Annotated in this window: 20 protein-coding genes; 11 read left to right on the top strand and 9 right to left on the bottom strand. The window is 39.3% G+C overall.

The annotated features are described in order from the left end of the window. Positions 1-119: 119 nt before the first annotated feature. Positions 120-1,061 (bottom strand): GGDEF domain-containing protein, encoded by a 942-nt coding sequence (locus tag L3V77_RS02875; RefSeq protein WP_275135644.1) that lies wholly within the window; start codon positions 1,059-1,061, stop codon positions 120-122. A gap of 571 nt (positions 1,062-1,632) precedes the next feature. Here L3V77_RS02875 and L3V77_RS02870 point away from each other — a divergent pair. Continuing rightward, positions 1,633-3,252: a methyl-accepting chemotaxis protein gene (locus L3V77_RS02870; RefSeq protein WP_275135643.1), complete on the top strand. Its 1,620-nt coding sequence runs from the start codon at positions 1,633-1,635 to the stop codon at positions 3,250-3,252. A gap of 83 nt (positions 3,253-3,335) precedes the next feature. Here the strand turns inward: L3V77_RS02870 and L3V77_RS02865 are convergent, their stop codons facing one another. The 3 genes from L3V77_RS02865 to L3V77_RS02855 all read right to left on the bottom strand — a co-directional run bounded on the left by L3V77_RS02865 (position 3,336) and on the right by L3V77_RS02855 (position 5,398). Continuing rightward, complete coding sequence (locus tag L3V77_RS02865; RefSeq protein WP_275136678.1) at positions 3,336-4,268, bottom strand: IS3 family transposase; 933 nt, start codon at positions 4,266-4,268, stop codon at positions 3,336-3,338. After that, a complete protein-coding gene (locus L3V77_RS02860; protein ID WP_275135642.1) occupies positions 4,178-4,684 on the bottom strand; it encodes a helix-turn-helix domain-containing protein in 507 nt (168 codons plus the stop codon). The genes L3V77_RS02865 and L3V77_RS02860 overlap by 91 nt, the downstream gene beginning before the upstream one ends. Positions 4,685-4,882: 198 nt before the next feature. Beyond that, on the bottom strand, positions 4,883-5,398 hold the full coding sequence (locus L3V77_RS02855) for an adenylate kinase (RefSeq protein WP_275135641.1): 516 nt from the start codon (positions 5,396-5,398) through the stop codon (positions 4,883-4,885). A gap of 703 nt (positions 5,399-6,101) precedes the next feature. Between L3V77_RS02855 and L3V77_RS02850 the strand changes: the two genes are divergently transcribed. Beyond that, positions 6,102-7,070: a P2 family phage major capsid protein gene (locus L3V77_RS02850; protein ID WP_275135640.1), complete on the top strand. Its 969-nt coding sequence runs from the start codon at positions 6,102-6,104 to the stop codon at positions 7,068-7,070. A 376-nt stretch (positions 7,071-7,446) separates the two neighbouring features. Here L3V77_RS02850 and L3V77_RS02845 read toward each other — a convergent pair whose 3' ends face one another. From L3V77_RS02845 to L3V77_RS02830, 4 genes are all read right to left on the bottom strand, one after another. Continuing rightward, positions 7,447-8,136 (bottom strand): hypothetical protein, encoded by a 690-nt coding sequence (locus tag L3V77_RS02845; RefSeq protein WP_275135639.1) that lies wholly within the window; start codon positions 8,134-8,136, stop codon positions 7,447-7,449. Between the two features lie 476 nt (positions 8,137-8,612). After that, positions 8,613-9,407 carry a hypothetical protein gene (locus tag L3V77_RS02840; RefSeq protein WP_275135638.1) on the bottom strand — a complete coding sequence of 265 codons (795 nt, stop codon included), beginning with the start codon at positions 9,405-9,407 and terminating at the stop codon, positions 8,613-8,615. Between the two features lie 27 nt (positions 9,408-9,434). Continuing rightward, complete coding sequence (locus L3V77_RS02835) at positions 9,435-10,388, bottom strand: tyrosine-type recombinase/integrase (protein WP_275135637.1); 954 nt, start codon at positions 10,386-10,388, stop codon at positions 9,435-9,437. Then, entirely contained in the window at positions 10,372-11,034 is a 663-nt protein-coding gene (locus L3V77_RS02830; protein WP_275135636.1) for an XRE family transcriptional regulator, read from the bottom strand. The genes L3V77_RS02835 and L3V77_RS02830 overlap by 17 nt, the downstream gene beginning before the upstream one ends. A 143-nt stretch (positions 11,035-11,177) precedes the next feature. Here L3V77_RS02830 and L3V77_RS02825 point away from each other — a divergent pair, with 143 nt between their 5' ends. The 8 genes from L3V77_RS02825 to L3V77_RS02790 all read left to right on the top strand — a co-directional run bounded on the left by L3V77_RS02825 (position 11,178) and on the right by L3V77_RS02790 (position 15,066). Further along, complete coding sequence (locus tag L3V77_RS02825) at positions 11,178-11,423, top strand: hypothetical protein (RefSeq protein ID WP_275135635.1); 246 nt, start codon at positions 11,178-11,180, stop codon at positions 11,421-11,423. Continuing rightward, positions 11,420-11,653 (top strand): Arc family DNA-binding protein, encoded by a 234-nt coding sequence (locus L3V77_RS02820; protein WP_275135634.1) that lies wholly within the window; start codon positions 11,420-11,422, stop codon positions 11,651-11,653. The genes L3V77_RS02825 and L3V77_RS02820 overlap by 4 nt, the downstream gene beginning before the upstream one ends. Beyond that, positions 11,650-11,988, top strand: a complete 339-nt coding sequence (locus tag L3V77_RS02815) for a hypothetical protein (protein ID WP_275135633.1) — start codon at positions 11,650-11,652, stop codon at positions 11,986-11,988. Before L3V77_RS02820 ends, L3V77_RS02815 begins: the two co-directional genes overlap by 4 nt. 21 nt (positions 11,989-12,009) lie before the next feature. Next, positions 12,010-12,183 carry a hypothetical protein gene (locus L3V77_RS02810; protein ID WP_275135632.1) on the top strand — a complete coding sequence of 58 codons (174 nt, stop codon included), beginning with the start codon at positions 12,010-12,012 and terminating at the stop codon, positions 12,181-12,183. Positions 12,184-12,226: 43 nt separating this feature from the next. Beyond that, entirely contained in the window at positions 12,227-12,451 is a 225-nt protein-coding gene (locus tag L3V77_RS02805) for a hypothetical protein (RefSeq protein WP_275135631.1), read from the top strand. Between the two features lie 140 nt (positions 12,452-12,591). Continuing rightward, positions 12,592-12,783 carry a hypothetical protein gene (locus tag L3V77_RS02800; RefSeq protein WP_275135630.1) on the top strand — a complete coding sequence of 64 codons (192 nt, stop codon included), beginning with the start codon at positions 12,592-12,594 and terminating at the stop codon, positions 12,781-12,783. A gap of 42 nt (positions 12,784-12,825) precedes the next feature. Then, positions 12,826-14,709 (top strand): replication endonuclease, encoded by a 1,884-nt coding sequence (locus L3V77_RS02795; RefSeq protein WP_275135629.1) that lies wholly within the window; start codon positions 12,826-12,828, stop codon positions 14,707-14,709. 120 nt (positions 14,710-14,829) lie between these two features. Further along, entirely contained in the window at positions 14,830-15,066 is a 237-nt protein-coding gene (locus L3V77_RS02790) for an ogr/Delta-like zinc finger family protein (RefSeq protein WP_275135628.1), read from the top strand. 238 nt (positions 15,067-15,304) lie between these two features. Here L3V77_RS02790 and L3V77_RS02785 read toward each other — a convergent pair whose 3' ends face one another. Then, entirely contained in the window at positions 15,305-15,958 is a 654-nt protein-coding gene (locus tag L3V77_RS02785; protein WP_275135627.1) for a Crp/Fnr family transcriptional regulator, read from the bottom strand. Between the two features lie 517 nt (positions 15,959-16,475). On the opposite strand from L3V77_RS02785, the gene L3V77_RS02780 reads away from it, so the two are divergent. Beyond that, entirely contained in the window at positions 16,476-16,898 is a 423-nt protein-coding gene (locus L3V77_RS02780; protein WP_275135626.1) for a VOC family protein, read from the top strand. The last annotated feature ends 706 nt before the right edge of the window (positions 16,899-17,604 follow it).

Genomic DNA, 17,604 nt, shown 5'->3' with positions numbered 1-17,604 from the left:
TGAGTGCTTTTTATAACATCTAGGGCCGTTAAATTGACCGGACTAACGTGTACATATTAAAAGGGGTCAGATGTACACTTAGTAAATGCATACAACGAATAGAAAAATGATGAAGGAGGTTATGAGAGGTCGCTTAAATTGTCCCTATAAACCGTGACTTTATTTCTACCATCAGCTTTTGAGTAATACATCGCTTTATCTGCTCTCGACAAAATAAACTTAATATTATCGTCTGTGTTTATCAACTGAGAAATACCGATACTCACCGTTACATTAACCATGTAACCATCGATCTCACACGGACAAGATGACACTGACTTTCTGATTCTCTCGGCAATATCGACCGCTCTATCCATTTCAGTATGTCCTAAGACAATAGCAAATTCTTCTCCTCCAATTCGACCTAAACAATCGACCTCTCGAATTCCCAATTGGCACAAATTCACGATATGTTTTATTACTTCATCCCCAGACTGATGACCCAATTGATCATTCACATTCTTGAATCGATCAATATCCAGCATCAATAACGTCACATTCGTTTGATAGCGATGATACCTTTTAAGTTCTTCGGCAAGGTGAGACATGAAGGCTCTTCTATTTAAAATACCTGTCAATTCATCGGTTTCAGATAACTTTTTTAATCGTTCCTCTAAATAATAACGATGCGTGATATTTCGAGCCATCCATACGACGGTTCTTTCACCATTTTCAGTGATAGGTAATGGTTTAATCGTGCCTTCAAACCATAAATCTTTGGGAGGGGTTACATCATTAGGGAGCATAATCATATCTTGATTAGCAAAGTGGTATTGAACAAACTGCGTTGCATTTTCATCTAATGCGCGACGAATATTGGAATGAAACTGAGTGGCCATCTCTGGAGGGGCAACATCATACAAAGAGCGACCTATAAATGGCTTACAATCGAAACCCGTTCTATTATCTTCCCCACCGTAAACATCGATATAGATGCCTGATTCGGAGAAAATAAATACGTGATCAGGAAGCGAATCCAAAACCGTATAATACCGCGTAAGTAACTTATCTTTGCATTGCATGCGTCAATTAGTATTAGTAAGTAATTTCACCAGTATACATGAGCACTGTGTCAAAAGTGATATGCATTCCACAAAACACTTTTCGAATAGAGCAAACACTTTATAAACACGAAGTATTTTTTACATTACCGCTCAAGAACTCTTCAGCAGTTCTGATAAAACCTTTAATTATGGTAGACGTAGAAAGGTTACCTTATTTATCAGGTAAATTTCACCTCCCTTTACCGTCCTAAAGATCAATGTTTTATAACGAAAGTAAAGGCTATATCTGTTGATATATAAATCCATACATCGCCTTTTTACACTTATAGGTACACAGCCCAAACCTAAACTTTAACCGGAATAGCGAAGCTCTGAAGATATTTTGAAAATCCATATATTTAAGTGAGAACAAGATAATCAGTGCGAGTTTGCAACAATTCGTGAACCAAGATGAACGGATAATTTCTGTCATCTATTACATTGCAATTATTGATACTATTACCAATAATGAAGTTAGCGTATATCGATATTCATTATCATTTACCAACATAAAGCAACAATCTCAAACGTTTATGTTAAGGGGTTACATTTGAAATCTATATCTTCGAAACTTTTGATCATTCCAGTTTTGTTCAGTTTAGTCATGTTGGCTATGAATTTTAATAATCGACTAACCGCAAATGAGGTTATGCAGAGTTTCAACTCTGTTTATGAAGATAGGGTTATTCCGTTATCTAGTTTGAAAAAAATATCAGATTTATACGCTGTCAATATCATTGACGCCGCGAATAAAAAGCACGTTGGGTTGATGTCATATCAGGAGTTCAAATCAGGCGTCCAAAGTTCTTTAGATGAAGCGAAAGGCATATTTGATTCATACATGGAGACCAAACTCACCAAGGAAGAAGAAAGGTTGGCTTTGATACTGGACGGGAAAATTCACGAGTTACATTATCAATTACCAATCATTATTGATGAGTATGAGTCCAAAGAAATTGATGATTTTGTTCTAATAAAAAAAATGTACTTTCTGATAGATGATTTAGGAGAAGTCTTATCTCAACTGATCGCACTCCAGCTAAACGAGGTTAACGTTGAACTTCAGCAGTCCAAATTAGCTTTAGATAACTCGAACACTTTAGGGTGGCTATTTTTGGTACTTTCGGCATTCCTTCTGTCTTTTTTATCGGTCTTTCTGGTCCGAAGAGAGTTAAAAAACCTACCTATTCTCCTCCAATGGCTTAAAGAATTATCTGAAGGACACCTTTATCAACTTCAGATTAAAGTGGCAAATAATGAGTTGGACTTGATTGCTGAATCATTGTTTAAGTTGTCTGAAAAACTGTCTTTGGTTACGTTTGAGAGTCAAAATAAAATGAAATCGCTCTCGACAAAACAGGAAGAAATAGCGTCCTCAATCGATAAAAACAGAGTCAATTCACTTGAAGAAATGTCTTCTGTAGAACAAGTCGCGACTGCCGCTACCGAATTATCATCGACGGCGAGTGATGTGGCTTTAAATGCCGCTCGTGCAGAAGAAGCGGTATCTGACGCGACAGAGATCATTTTATCAAGCCAAGACGTTTTAATGAAATCAAACCACACGACGAAAGAAGTGAATGAATCAGTCCATGACGCCCAGAAGATAGTGAATACGTTAAGAGAGCATTCGGAAAAAATCAGTTCTGTTGTCGATGTTATAAATAGTATTTCAGAGCAGACCAATTTATTGGCTTTGAATGCGGCGATAGAAGCGGCAAGGGCCGGTGAACAAGGACGAGGGTTTGCTGTAGTTGCTGATGAAGTGAGAGCTCTAGCAGGCAAAACTCAGAAGTCTACGGTTGATATACAAGCTATTGTTTCTTTGCTTCAAGACCAATCTAAGCAAGCTGATGAATCGATGACAAAAAATGTTGAGTTAACGGCCATTACACAAATAACGACGGCTGAATTAACCGAGTCTTTTAAACATGTATCCGACAGAGTCTTGGCCATTTCCGAGGTGAATTCAATAGTGGCTACAGCCGCAGAAGAACAGAGCGCGGTAACGTTAGATATTTCAAATCAATTAGAGGATATCAGCAACCTTGTTCAAAGTAATCTTAATGGTATCGAGGACACTAATCGCGCCAATCAAGCGATAAATGAGCTAACCGAAGAATTAAACGATGAACTGTCATTCTTCAAGGTTGGCGAGAAAACAGCATAATAGAGACAGAGTTCGATAGTAAGGGCTTCAAATAAACAAAAGGCCGCTAGATTGAAGTGACCCCATAAAGTTGGACATTTCTGTTAAGCGGCTTGCAAGGCCTGATTTCGATATTCTATTGGAGTCAGGCCTTTTAGTTTTACTTTAATTCGTTTGTGATTGTAATAATCGATATATTCTTTGATGTGTTCTATTAAATCATCTGCATTTTCAAAGCGCTGATTATGATACATTTCAGTTTTTAGTAAGCCAAAAAAGTTTTCTGCTACCGCGTTATCTAGGCAATTGCCTTTTCTTGACATGCTCTGCGTCAACCCATTATCCACGAGCGACTTTTGATAAGCCTGATGACGATATTGCCAACCTTGATCACTATGTATGATTGGCTTTGACTCTCCATCTAACACTGATATTGCATCCGTAAGCATATCGATCACAAGTGGTAAACGTGAGTTCTTAGCCACTTTATAAGCGATGATTTCTTGTGTAAATAAGTCAACGATTGGTGACAAGTATACCTTTTGCTCGTTGACTTTGAACTCAGTTACATCTGTTACCCACTTTTCATCCGGTTTTGTGGCAGTAAAATCTCTCTCAAGTATGTTGGGAGCGGTTGTCCCAACATTTCCTTTATAAGAACTATACTTCTTCGGTCTAACTATAGATTTCAAACCAAGTTGGCTCATAAGTCGTTGTACCGTCTTGTGATTGAGCTCTATACCTTGTCGTCTTAATTCTAGGTGGATACGGCGATAACCGTATCGTCCTTTATGTTCATGATAGATAGATTTAATCATATCTAGTTCATGCCTGTAGCTCTCGGGCTGCTTGCTAACTTGAGCTTGGTAATAGAAGACGCTCCTCGCAAGCTTAAGGGCTTTGAGTAAATATTTTAAAGGGTGTTTGTCTCTGAGAGTTAAAGCCGCTACCGTTTTTTCTTTGTTCGACGGAGCTTTTCCTGCTCTAACTCTTCCAACTTTTTTAGGACAGCATTCTCTGCACGTAAGTAAGCCAATTCTTCTTTTAATTCCGCTAGAGTCATTTCATCATCTGACTTGGGCTTACTTTGGTGTGGCTGTTTCACGGGCTGTCTTCCTCTAGCATGAGTCTCTAGTCCCTTAATACCATGTTCATTATATTTTTTGAACCAAACAAATAATGTTCCTGGGGTAGAGAGGTTTAACATGGCACTAGAGTGATTGAAAGACCAGTTGTTCGTCCACATTAAATGAAGTGCTTGCAATTTTGTTTGCGCATTATCAACATGATTCGTTGGTAAAAATGCCTCCACATGGTGGATCGCAAAAACTTGAGACCAATACCTGATCTGATTTGAAGGTATTGAGTACTGTTGAGATAAATCGCGAGATGAAGTCCCGTCTAAGCATTGCTTGGCAATATGACACTTCAATTCTCTACTATATTTGGACATAAAAAGACCCCCAATAATTGTCGTCCAACTATTGGGGGTCACTTCAGATTAGAGGCCTTTCAATTACAGAATCATTTAATTGAAATCAACAATCTCCACTCACTTTTGGACAACATCGAGTTATGATGCTTAATCTTGTTAGACTCATCCACATAAGTAAACGAGTCTTGATACCCAAAAATGTTTGTTATATGCGTATCACTTTGTTTGCTGAAAGACAAAATTGTTCAACTCGGTAACGGTTCTGATTACGTGAACATCTTTGCTATTCGATTTTTCTCTTAACCTAGACATAAAGTCATCATTCCAGAACTTTGGGCATAGCCTTAATACTTTGTAGCTTTCCATTGTACCTTTCAGTACTGAACTTCCATCAGGCCAACCTTCAGGCTTTATAAAGAGTCCCTTGAGAAAGCGCTTAGTAACAAACCAATAACTAACGGAATACGGGAGATCAATATAAACTAATGTATCCGCCGCCTCCAGACGTTTGTTAAATGAGCCTATAGGCCCAAAACCATCAATGATCCAGCTTTCCGAGCACAAAATACTTTCGTGTGCTTCATCAAATACTTCGCGATCTACACGTTCACCATTTTTCTTATAAACTATTGAATCTAACTGATGAAGTGGTATACCTGTCGCTAAAGCTAACGATTTACTTACCGTAGACTTTCCACTGCCCGGCTTACCAAAAACGGCTATTTTCCTCATATGAGCTCCTAGTGAGATAATACCCATAAGGCAGAGACAAAAAACCCACCTTATGGGTGGGTTCGACAAATAAAAAGCGCATCAGAAATCCCACCATTCCTATGGAATGATGATAATTCGTACTTTATGTTGCTCTAAATTTGTATTCATTCAACCACTCTCATATACGGGGACCTGATTGTCAATGGATACATATAAAAAACATACCCTGACTCTTATGCGTAGAGGATTATACCTTTGCCAAGTTCTCCACAATAGTTCAATAGCGTCTCTAACCCGTATTTATCGTAGATCACTTATTTTAATTTATGTTACTGATTATTATTACTTTTAGATCTAAAACTGGCAAGGTTTTCATCTGTTTTACCGAATAATAATTGATAAGCTTCAGGTCACTTAACATCATTAGGAAAATTAATCGAACTTCTAAAAACCTTAAATATATGAGCTAAATTCTCATAATATTCAGAACTTGTACTGATAGTTAGAGCCAAATAAACTTGGAATCTGAAAGCGAATATACACTGGTTCATATTCTAAGAAGTGAGCGGTGTTACCACGATGGTAGACTTTCTGTTTACTGCTATTTTTTGAACAAACTTAGACTTAAAGAGAAGCTGACTAAGTTCGAAAGTTGAAGTACAAAAGAAATTCAGCACTTACAAAGACAACATTCAAAAGCTCTATAACATCCGCAAAGCCGATGAAATGTTTAACGTTGACCCCAACAGCAAGCCAAGTGCTTATTGATGATGTAAAGCTCACTGACGAGTTTTTAGAACGTATCAACGTCATTACAGTCGATAATCAAATGGGTGAGGCTATCGGCCTTGGAGTAGGCTGTATGATTGCATCACGCACCAACACATTGAAAGGGGGTGAGCGTAAGACCCGCTCAGTGCATGACATGAGCGCGATGCCCTACTACTGCTCTCAAACTAACTTCGATACTCACCTAACTTACAACCAGTTGTCCTCATTCGCTCACCTTAAAGATTTTGAAGAACGGGTGAATGGTCAGATTCGAGCGCAAGCGGATATAGACAAAATTCGTGTGGCTTTTTATGGTAAATCAGCGGAAGACGATACCGACATAGAAGCCAACCCGAACGGGGAAGACGTTAACAAAGGATGGATTCAAGCACTACGAGAGCATCAACCTGAACGCGTACTCACCGAAGTGGTCAAAGACTCGAATGCAATCCGCATTGGTGAAGGTGGCGACTTTGTGAACCTAGACCTAGCGGTGCTCACCGTGAAGACCATGCTTGATGAACGTTTTGCCGCCACTAATGACTTAGTCGCGATTATTGGCAATGAATTGATTGCCACTGACCAAGCCAAGCTATATGCCGAGAACGCTCATACCCCAACCGAAAAAACGAAGATTGAAATGCGCCAGTTGATTTCCACCTATGGCGGTTTACCTTCATTTTTAGTCTCCAACTTCCCCCCTCGCGGCATTATGGTGACCAGTTTCGACAACCTGTCTATCTACATTCAAGGCAACACGATTAGAAAGTCCGTCGGTAAACGTAACGACAGCAAGAACCGTGTTGAAAGCTTCGAGTCAATGAACATGGCGTATGTGGTCGAGCAGCTAGGCAAAGCTGCTACCGTGGAATTTGATAATGTGAAATTGAAAAAGCTCGGGTCAGACGTTTGGGCGTAACACTAGAATAGTGCGCCGGAGAGACAAAGGGCCGCTATCACTAGTGGCCTAGCTTTAACGGATAATCCAGCCTCTTTAGGTACCACTCAAATTCACCTTTCAGCAACGTCTAATCATAGCACTCAAGTGCTCAATAATAGTGTTGTGCAAGAGAGTTCTTGTTATGAGAAAAAAGATGAAATGAGCGTATTAAAAAGTAAGGTAACGGCGCTATCCGTTCAAATAGAAACTCTATTCATACTAACTAAGTCACTTGCCTATAAGTCAGGCAGAACGGAAGAGGAAGATGCTTATCTTTGATAGGTCGTGACAAAAGTTTATCTTCAAACGCAAAAAAGCCAGCTATAAGCTGGCAACTAAAATCTTGTAGATCACACTATGAGTTATCTATATCTCTTCTTATTCTTATTATTCCCTTTTTTGTCCAGAGCATTTGAATAGTTTCGAGATCAAGCACTCTTAAATCTTCTTCTTTTATTTTTATAGAAAACATTTTCCCAGTATCAATCGCTTCCACTATATCTGAAGCATATCTATATACATAATCTCCTGTGATAAAAACAACCTCACCTTTTAAAAGCTGGTGAACTTTCCATGCACTGATAGAGTTTTCACTTTTATACTCATCACTAAAGATTTTGTAGTCAATCATATAAACATCTCCTACTTTAGGAACCGTTATAAACTGACTTGTCAGCTTCTGGTCACTAATGTTTGCACGATAACTAATGATGCTTATTGCAATAGCGAACACAGACCAATACTGGATGGGAACAAAGAAAAGAGTATTAGCTCTTCCTGTCAAGAATCTGAAAGTAAGAGGTTTTCCTTTAGAATTACTGGCAGTTACTATATTAGCGCTACATTCAGGTTTACTTTTTTTTGTTTGTTTAACATTGACGTAATACCCAAACAGTCCTAACAAAATGCCAGAAACAAACAGGCTAAATGCTGCCGATGAAAATTTATCAATACTTAAACTGCTATAAATAAAATCCATAGCAATATATGTCCCAAAAACAATCACTGGTGTGAGCCACCCAGCACCTCGCCAAATAAAAAACATATCCCTACTAACCTTATTGTTATTAATTTAAAACACAAAAAGCCCACTCCGAAGAGTGGGCTTTCTTTTTGCATAGATATGCAATTGTAATGGCAGGGGTGGAGAGATTCGAACTCCCAACACGCGGATTTGGAAAACCTATTAACTTACTATGAAAACAATTAGTTAAGAAAGGATAAAGTTTCATATCAGGCGTATGTGGGCTTAAGTGGGCGTAGGAAACAAAAAATGAACAAAAAAAGTTCTATAGTCTGTTTTTATTTATAGGGTTTAAATGCATAATAATGCTGTAGATATTCAGATAATTCACAAAAGGCATATAAACAAAAACCCTCCGTAAAAGAGGGTTTAATCACAGCCCTAGAGGCTGGTTATCACACTATTGGGACTGACTACCTAAGTAGTCAAATGCTGGAGAAAAATCACACATCAAAATCCTGAAGGTCTTGAGGTGAATTTTATTGGCATTTATTTCCTTACGATAATAGTTTATTAGTCTGATTTAATTTACTTTTTATAAGTAAAGGATGTCGCCAATTCCAAACCACATCCTTCCTAGCTTCATGCTCTTTAGGCACAAGTAGATTGATGTATTCTTGCTCAATACATTGTTTATTTTTTTCCATTTCATCTATATCAATAGGTGTAAGAGAAAACTCATATTCATTATCAATCAGATCGATAGCTTCCTGAGATCCCAACTCTACAATTACTTTGTACTTTCCGGTTTTCCATGAGAAAGCTTGTTTAATGTAACCATAGACATCTTTAGCTTCTTGACCCTGTAGAAGGTTCATAATATCAAAACCTTCCTTATCTTTCTCAAAAGCAAATTTTTTTACAAAAACGTCTTCTTTAGCTATCTTGTTATCTAAGAAAGATGGTTCTCGACATTGTATAAAGCGTTCATCTATTTCTTTTTGATTCAGTTTAATTGCGAGAACAGTTGTCTCCCGTTCATAAGGAATAGAACCATCGCTAGTGTGAGCACTCATTACAGGTTGTTTCAGGTTTTGCCATTCAAATAGCTTTTCTTCTCCGCTTTCATGAACCAACCTAACATTAAAGTTTGAAATGACAATATCGTGATGTTTAACAGCAAAAGCTACTCTCATATTGAAAATTGTACCAAGAGTAGAAAAACCTATTTCAGGAGCCTTCGCAGTAATTACTCTGACTTCAGGTTTAGTAAAATAAGACTTTAAAAAACTGAACAAATGCGGTGTCCATGCTAAGGCTCCTAAAATAGCGACCCAATCTAATGCTTTCATAAGTTTCCTCTGACTGTTGTTGATTTTTTATTGATGCTCATTCAACGGATTCAATTTAATCGCGTCCGTCAAATGGCTGGGTGCAAGGTGCGAGTATCGCATTGTTGTTGTAATCTCACTATGACCAAGAATGTCTTTTAAAACAACAATGTTTCCCCCACCCATAACAAAGTGGCTAGCAAAGGTATGGCGCAGAACGTGAGACATTTGCCCCCTTGGTAAGCTTATTTTTGCCTTTTGTACCGCTTTACGAAATGCACTTAGGCTAGACAGAAACAACCTTTCATCCCCTGACCTATCCAATGCTTTAAGCTCATTAAATAACGAGTCATTGATAGGAATTGAACGGTTCTTACCTGACTTAGTATTGAGATAAGTGATCTTCCCGTTGGCGATTTGAGACGCTTTCAAAGACTCGGCCTCACTCCAACGAGCGCCAGTAGCCAAGCAAATTTTAACCACATAGATTAGAGATTTATTAGTAGATAGATCACAGGTGTCTAAAAGCTTTCCAATCTCTTCATGAGACAAAAAACGAAGCTCCCCTTCCCTTTCTTTAAACTGCCGAATGTTTGATACTGGATTATCATAATCCACAACACCAAGCCGCTTTAGTTCGTTAAACATCGCTCTTAGATACGCATGTTCACGGTTAGCAGTTGTTGTTGTGACTTCTTGTGTTCGCTGCTCTCGATACCTTGCAAAGTGCTCATTCGTTAGTTCACTAGCAATCGGGTTACCTAACTTATCAGACATTCGATACAGTAGCTTTCTAAGTCGAACATGGTCACGGAGTGTTTTACCGTGGAGCCGATACCAAAGCGTGACCATTTCCTCTAGTTTGCGATAATCCTTGTTAGGGTTCAGCTCATCATTGCGCAATGATAAGGTTACTTCGTGATTTTTTGCGTCTCTTTGAAGATTAAAAAAACGGTTTGGATCATCGGTGGTATAAAACCCTTGCTCACTGGACTGTATCATTTTGTCTGACCCTCTGTAGGACTCTTACAACCTGACCGACTACTGAGAAATCTCCGTCAAAATCTTTCGTTATCGTCCTCGATTTATAGTGAGGGTTGTCGCTTGAAATTTCATAGCTATCATCAACAAAATCATGCTGAATACGTTTCACCATTAATCGACCATTGATGCGAATAACGCAAATACCGTCATCAAACTCACTATGACGAACGATTATTAAATCCCCGTCGTAAAGCGTGGGCTCCATACTGTCACCATTCACTGGAACGATAGAAAGTACTTTATTGAATAAGCTTTGAGAACGAAGCCAATCTTCACTGAATTCAAATTTCGCCACTGGATTTTCGTGGTCGATATACGACCCGTCTCCCGCGCTCACCATTAAGTCATATTGATAAACGCTAATCATCCGATTATCTGGCATTTCGCCAGTGGCCAACCATTCTAATGATTGCCCCGAGGCATCAGCAATGGCAGTTAAACGGTCTAGCGTCGGAAAGCTCCTTCCGGTTACATAGTCGCGCAAAGTTGTTGCAGCAACACCACTAACATCGGCAAAAGATCTATAAGTATGCTCGCCAATAGCTAATTTAAGCCTATCGCTAAAATTATTTAGATTTTTTTTATTCTTTATTATCAACGTCATAACTTAAAAACCTCATTCACTTTGCGCGGATATGCGTACAATAGTTTGACTAAGGCGCATAATCGCTTTAAAGTATTTTTAGAGCGGAAATCCGCGCAAATCCAAATACGACCACATACGACTGATATTAGAGGGTTAAAAGTATGACCGCAACTGTTCAGACAATTAATAAGTTCTGCGAAGAGTCTGGAATTAGCCGAACCAAGGTTAAAGAGCTGATTATAGAGAGTGTTATTCCTACCGTTCCGCAAGAAGAATCCGGTGGTTTAGTACTGATCAACAAACTGGAATTTGATCGCAGAGTCGCAGCAAATCAAATCACTCTTCCTATTCCGCCACGTAGCCGAAAACGTATAGATGAGCTTAGAAATATGGAACGCGACGCATGAGCCGAAACATTGCTCCGTTCGGACTTCGATTACCGCCAGAGATAAAAGCACAGTTAGAGTTTGATGCTCATCGAAACGGGCGTTCACTCAATGCTGAAATCGTTCAACGGCTTATTTCACGTGATGAAGTGCGCCGACTCCAAGCCATAGAAGAGCGCCTAAACAAACTGGATTCAATGGACGAGAAGCTCGATACATTACTTTATAGACTATTTGGATATAAAAAATGAAAACGCCACTGCACAGCATCAACGTCATGATTAAGTTGAACACCATGAGCAATGGCGATTATCCCGTAATTACAAGTATTGAGGCGTTTGAGTTAATAACTCCAACAATGGAAGTTCTCGGTGAATTTAGCGAAAAGGTAAGCAGTGAGAATACGTTAAACCATGTATTAGAGAGTTTTAACATTTGGCTTTGTTCGCTTGGAAAAAAGGAAGAAATTCGAGTTTTTGATTTTTATAGCGGTATTGGTAACCCTATCTTAATGGCCGCTTACAAGACTCATGAAATAACACCTTGCTTTGGTTTTATGTGGCAATCACGTGAATTCATTGTTTAACCACTAAATTAAGGAATAACCATGGACACACCACTACACAGCATCAACATAGATTTTTCACATTCGAGTGAAGCGAAAGTCCTTTTGAAATGCGTCACCGCCGGAAAAGTCATTGCTGCGCATCGAGACTATCTCGAAGCCGTTCAATCGCAACTCATTGATGCAATCCAACTGTTAGAAAGCTTGGAAGCATAACAATGGGTATTCAAACAAACGGACGACTACAAGGGCATTACTAATGGTCACTATCTCAATTGATATCAACACCTTTGATGAAGCGTTAAATCTACAAAATATTGCATCCATTAAACACAACACGTTGATGGATGGTTCAGTTAAAGACAAGAGCTCTAGCCAAGTGCTGATTGGCTTAATGTGGAAACAAATCTACATAGAAGCAGGTGCAGCAATGGAAAGGTTACAAGCTGACCAAGAAGACTGCCCCGACTATTTGGATGAATAGGGGTTGTTATGGCTAGCCCTCCACCAATGGAACTCAAGCTACTCATTAAGCGCTTCCAATACAAACATTCAAAATCAGAGCGTAAAAAAGCCTTCATAGTCAATCAGGCCAACAGGCTTAAACGCTCGGTAAGGTGAATCATGTCCCGCAATAAAAAGTATGAATTAGCCCAACATGAAAAGGGACTCAAAAAGGTCACGGTATGGGTTCCTGTTGAGCGTGAGCCGGAATTTAAAATACTTGCGTCGGCTTGTTGTGACCATCGGAATTTAACCTTTAACACCTTGCGCGATGTGCAGTCAGGAAAGTTTGTTTCCTTAGAGCGTATATAGCGTTTTTGGCTCCCGTCACTGGTGACAGCATGAAGAAGAGGCATGAACAAACCCATGATAGTATCTAGCTTTCAAACACACTTTTATCCAACACTGCCTAAATTTGTCGTGAGTGATATAAACAAAAAGGTTTACGCTCGTTCAAAGCGTGACAATGCTTCCCGTGACAGCCTTGAAAAGTTCGCCATGGAAGCCACAAAGAAAAGCTTCCTTTCTGCCGAGCATATCGAACACCGCTACCCCTTTGCTAGTCGTCGAATTGATCGTAACGAATACCGCAAAATTACCCGTTACACTGAACGTAAGAAAAGGCGAATTGGCAAGATTCAAACCAGTATTAAATCTGACATGAACGCCTTGACGCATGATATCTTAATGCTTGATGAAAAGCGCAAAGTGTTTGGTTTAACGCTCGTAACGCACCTACAGAAATTGATCCTTGAGTTTGATGGTGACGGCGATGAACATCACCTTCGTTTACTGTGCCGAAAGCTGTCTAAATTAATAAGGCATTATCACATCACGCCGCCTCGATTACCTAAGCACCCGACTTTCGAGCAGTACTTTACCGCCATCACTAAAATGACAACAGACGACTGGATAAATGACCGATTAGAGCGTTTAAAGTTCGAGTACATCGAGTATTCACAGATTGCGCTTAGTCGAGTGGGTAACAATGCCAACCAATCTAAGTACGTCAGCGCCATGACGCTTAATAACTTTCTAGAGGCGCAAGACAAACAAGCTAAGTTCTTAGCCGATTATTGTATCTATAACGCGGATGAGGATATCAGCGTTGATCTAGAAAATGTCTTCATGGCGAGTACGTCAAACCCTGAAAACCGCCGTATTGAAATGATGGTCAGAAGTCGAGGCTTTGAAGAGCTGGCCGACACGAAAGGTTATACCGCTGCTTTCATTACTTGGACACTTGCCAGTCAGTACCACCGGAACAGTAAAAATTGGAATGGTGCCAATCCGAAAGAGGGACACCAAAACCTAATGAAACAGTGGTCACGAGCAAGGGCGATACTTGCTAAACAAGGGATAGATTATTTCGGTTTTAGAGTGGCCGAGCCACACAAAGACGGAACCGCGCACGCGCACTATTTCTTGTTCTGCAAAGAAGAAGAAAAAGAACTCATCGTTTCTACATTGCGAGACATTGCCATTGAAGAAGATAAACAAGAGCTATATTACAAGACGGTTAACGGCAAGTTGAAGAAGCGAAATAAGCCGGTACTAAGGGCGCGTTTCGACTGCAAATATTGCGATCCTTCCAAGGGTGGCGCAACGGCCTACATTGCTAAGTACATAGCAAAAAACCTAAACGGCTCCCACATGTCCGACGCCGACAAAAAAGCAGCGCAATCAGTAAGGGCATGGGCTTCTCTTTGGCGTATTCGCCAGTTTCAGCAATTCGGTGGTGCGCCTGTTTCGATTTGGCGCGCACTGCGTAAGACCTCTGTTGATGAAATCAAAGCATTAAAGTGTGAGGAATTATCCGAGCTACACGGCCATGCAGACAAATCACGATGGAAAGACTTTGTTCAAGGTATCGGTGATGCGCAAATTACCTATGAAGAGAAAGAGAACCGCTATTTTGAGACAGTGAAAAAGATAGTCGGTTTTTCCTTCATGCACCATTGTGTTAACACCATCAAAGCGCAGTGGGAAATCATTAGAAAATCCGATTTAAAAGCAACCCCAAAAAGGGACGGAGTCCCGTCTCGGAGCACTGAAAATAACTGTAACCCTGCTCCTGAAAAGCCACTATCACCGTTAGAAAAAGCCCTTATGGACTTAACCGGATGGAGCGTTAAACGGGTTCAATGTCTGGTTAAGCCGCTAACACTAGGGATAAAGGTCACCATTGATGACATGACCACCGTCAGTATTCGAAACGGGCGGTTAGCCGTGACGTAGAACGCGGCGGTAACACAATTTTAGCTGTTAATCCCAAACGGCCATCAAGTAAAGCAAGCCTGATTTGCTTGGTGGGTGTTTCAACAAGCGAAGCGCGTTAGAGTTTTAAGAGGGAAACCGATGTTAATCACCTGTCCAAAGTGCGAAAGCAAAGCCCGTATTGCAACATCAAGAGCCATGACCAAGGACACTCGCGAGGCGTATTGCCAATGCCTAAATTTAAACTGTGGGGTTATCTTCGTGACCTACACGTCTGTGCATCGGATTATTGAGCCAATTGGGGGAAAGCCAGACCCAGAGCTCCAACCTGAATTGTGCAGACAACAGGACGGAAATCAGGTTGATATGTTTGGGTGAGGTGCTCTGAATTACTTTGGACAGCAAATGATTCAAATTCTTTACTAAACTAGTAAGACATCGATAAAGTGGAGTATTGCCAAAATCATCGGGGTACTTTCCATTTAACCTAGGGTGTACACAAGAATGCATGCATGGTATGACTGAAACCCAGTCTATCATTTAAAAAATTGACAATTATCAACCATTTTTGCCTTTCATCTGAATTATGCAACGAATAACCTACCATTTTAGAGAACTAGTTATCCACTTGTTCGGAGAGAGATTCATAATGCATTTGATTCATATAAATTTTACCTTTGTATATTTCCAAAAAATTTTTCTCAGCAAGATGTTTTACTCCTCGATTTATGGTCTTGACACTGACCCCAACTTCACTTGCAATAACTTGCCGTGTTTTCTGTAGAACTAACTCCGCTCTGTTCCCATTTTCGCAATATCTATTTACTAAGTAAACTTTCAACCTGTCGAGACCAGTAAGAAATAAATTATCTCCAAGCCGATAGGATTCTCTGTACATTTTTTGGGCTAGCTTTTGCGAGATTAAAAACAGGAATTCACTATCCAATTTCAAAGCATTTAAAAAAGTAGAAGCAGTAAACTTTAGTAGCATACAATCTGTTTGAGTAATAAGAGTTGCGGCGTTAATTAATTCACCTGAAATTATTTCCAGATCACATAGAAAAGATCCAGTTGACGCATCCGTTATTAGATAAGTATTTCCGTCACTATGAGTATTTTGAACTGTTATGTTTCCACTCAACACAAAGTATGCATGAGTCGTCACTTCTCCTTTATAAAAAATCACAGAGTTCTTTCTTAAGTGAACAACCTGTCCATTTTTTAGTTGTTTTGGTAACGTTTTCGTCAAACTTTCAACGTCAATATCCATAAACCCACCTAATTATTCCTATGTTGTATCGTAAGTATTATCATTTCCTTATGTATCATAATAGGTCAAGTGTCCCTTTCTTAGGCAGTGAATAGATGTAGCAACTAAAAATATCTTCCTGACGTTTAAATTCGAAAAATTCGACTCAACTAATGCTCACATGTCCTTTTTTTATAACCCATTTGTATTTATTCTAAATAGAAATGGGTTATAAGCTCTCATCAAGCTTATCAATAGTAACTTAACAAGTAGAAGTAAATTTGGAAGGAGATATGGATATTGCAATTGTAAGCTGTTGGTAAGTTGCGAGTAAGCATGCTAAGTCGTTGCGTTCAACTGAGAACAATACCACATTAGTTGCTAGGTATAACCTTGGTAGTGCAAAGGCATTCTCTCTTAAATGAGGTACAAATATCTATAGTATAGTTTCACATCACTATACCTATGTTTAAAGCCCTAGAATTTGGTCTTAAGGATCAAATAAAAAGTCGTTGTAAGATATAAAAGGATGATAATAATGAAACAGTCAATTGTCCATATTGCTCTGGTAGTGGAGGACTATGATGAATCTATTGATTTTTATGTAAACAAGTTGAAATTTGAGTTGATAGAGGATACAGCTCAACCAGAACAAAATAAGCGTTGGGTTGTCGTTGCACCTCCTAATTCAAAAGGGGTTACTTTGCTATTGGCGCAGGCATCAAAACCAGAACAGCACGACTTTATAGGTAACCAATCTGGAGGAAGAGTTTTTCTTTTCTTGAATACTGATGACTTTTGGCGTGATTATAATCGGATGGTATCTGAAGGCATTAAATTTGTTAGAGCTCCCAAGGAGCAAGATTATGGAACAGTTGCAGTTTTTGAGGACTTATATGGCAACCTTTGGGACTTACTTCAATTGAATAAAGACCACCCAATGTCAATCAGAACAGCATAATCAATATAGCAGAGGGACTTTAGCTCAAAGCTTTCTGCTAAACTATCACTCCTTCTAAAACTTCAGGTTACGCATACATAATAGAGCCTATTTGACTCAAATAGCAGTTTTGATATTGACTTTCAAACCTTTCAGAACCTCATACTTAGAAAAATGTAGTTAATAATAACCTGCGACGAATCACAATGGCCCATAAATAATTCACTAATATTAAATGCTTATAAAAGCAATTTGTTCTTTTCTGTTGACATGCTCTTCACTGGCCATTGCGACTTGCAACACAGTTAAATATTCGACATAAATTGGCGTCTATTCAACTTTCTAGACAAATTACTAACGTAATAATAAGTAAGCTAGATTACTTATTGGAGAGACCAGCAGAAAGTCAGGCGTAATTATAATAAGGATAGAACCAGTTTGCAGTCTTTCTCTTAAATAACCATCTCAATCAGCTAATTTTCTACGATTCTCATCAAAAAAATCTGTCTTTATACTCCACAAAAACAGTTTAGGTGCGCATTTTTTAGATAAAACGCAAAAAAACGCACGTTTGCGATCTTGTCTGTTTTTCTAAACTCACCCAAGCCTTTATATATCAAGGTTTCCCGCCATTATCGCTTGCGCCTCAGATTTCGTTTATTTAACAGGTTGAATTGTAGTGCGGAGGGGAGGGTGAGTCCGAACGGGGCCTGCGCGCTCTGATTGC

Source organism: Vibrio sp. DW001 (genome assembly GCF_029016285.1).
Taxonomy (GTDB): domain Bacteria; phylum Pseudomonadota; class Gammaproteobacteria; order Enterobacterales; family Vibrionaceae; genus Vibrio.
This window is presented reverse-complemented; position numbering and strand designations above follow the sequence as displayed.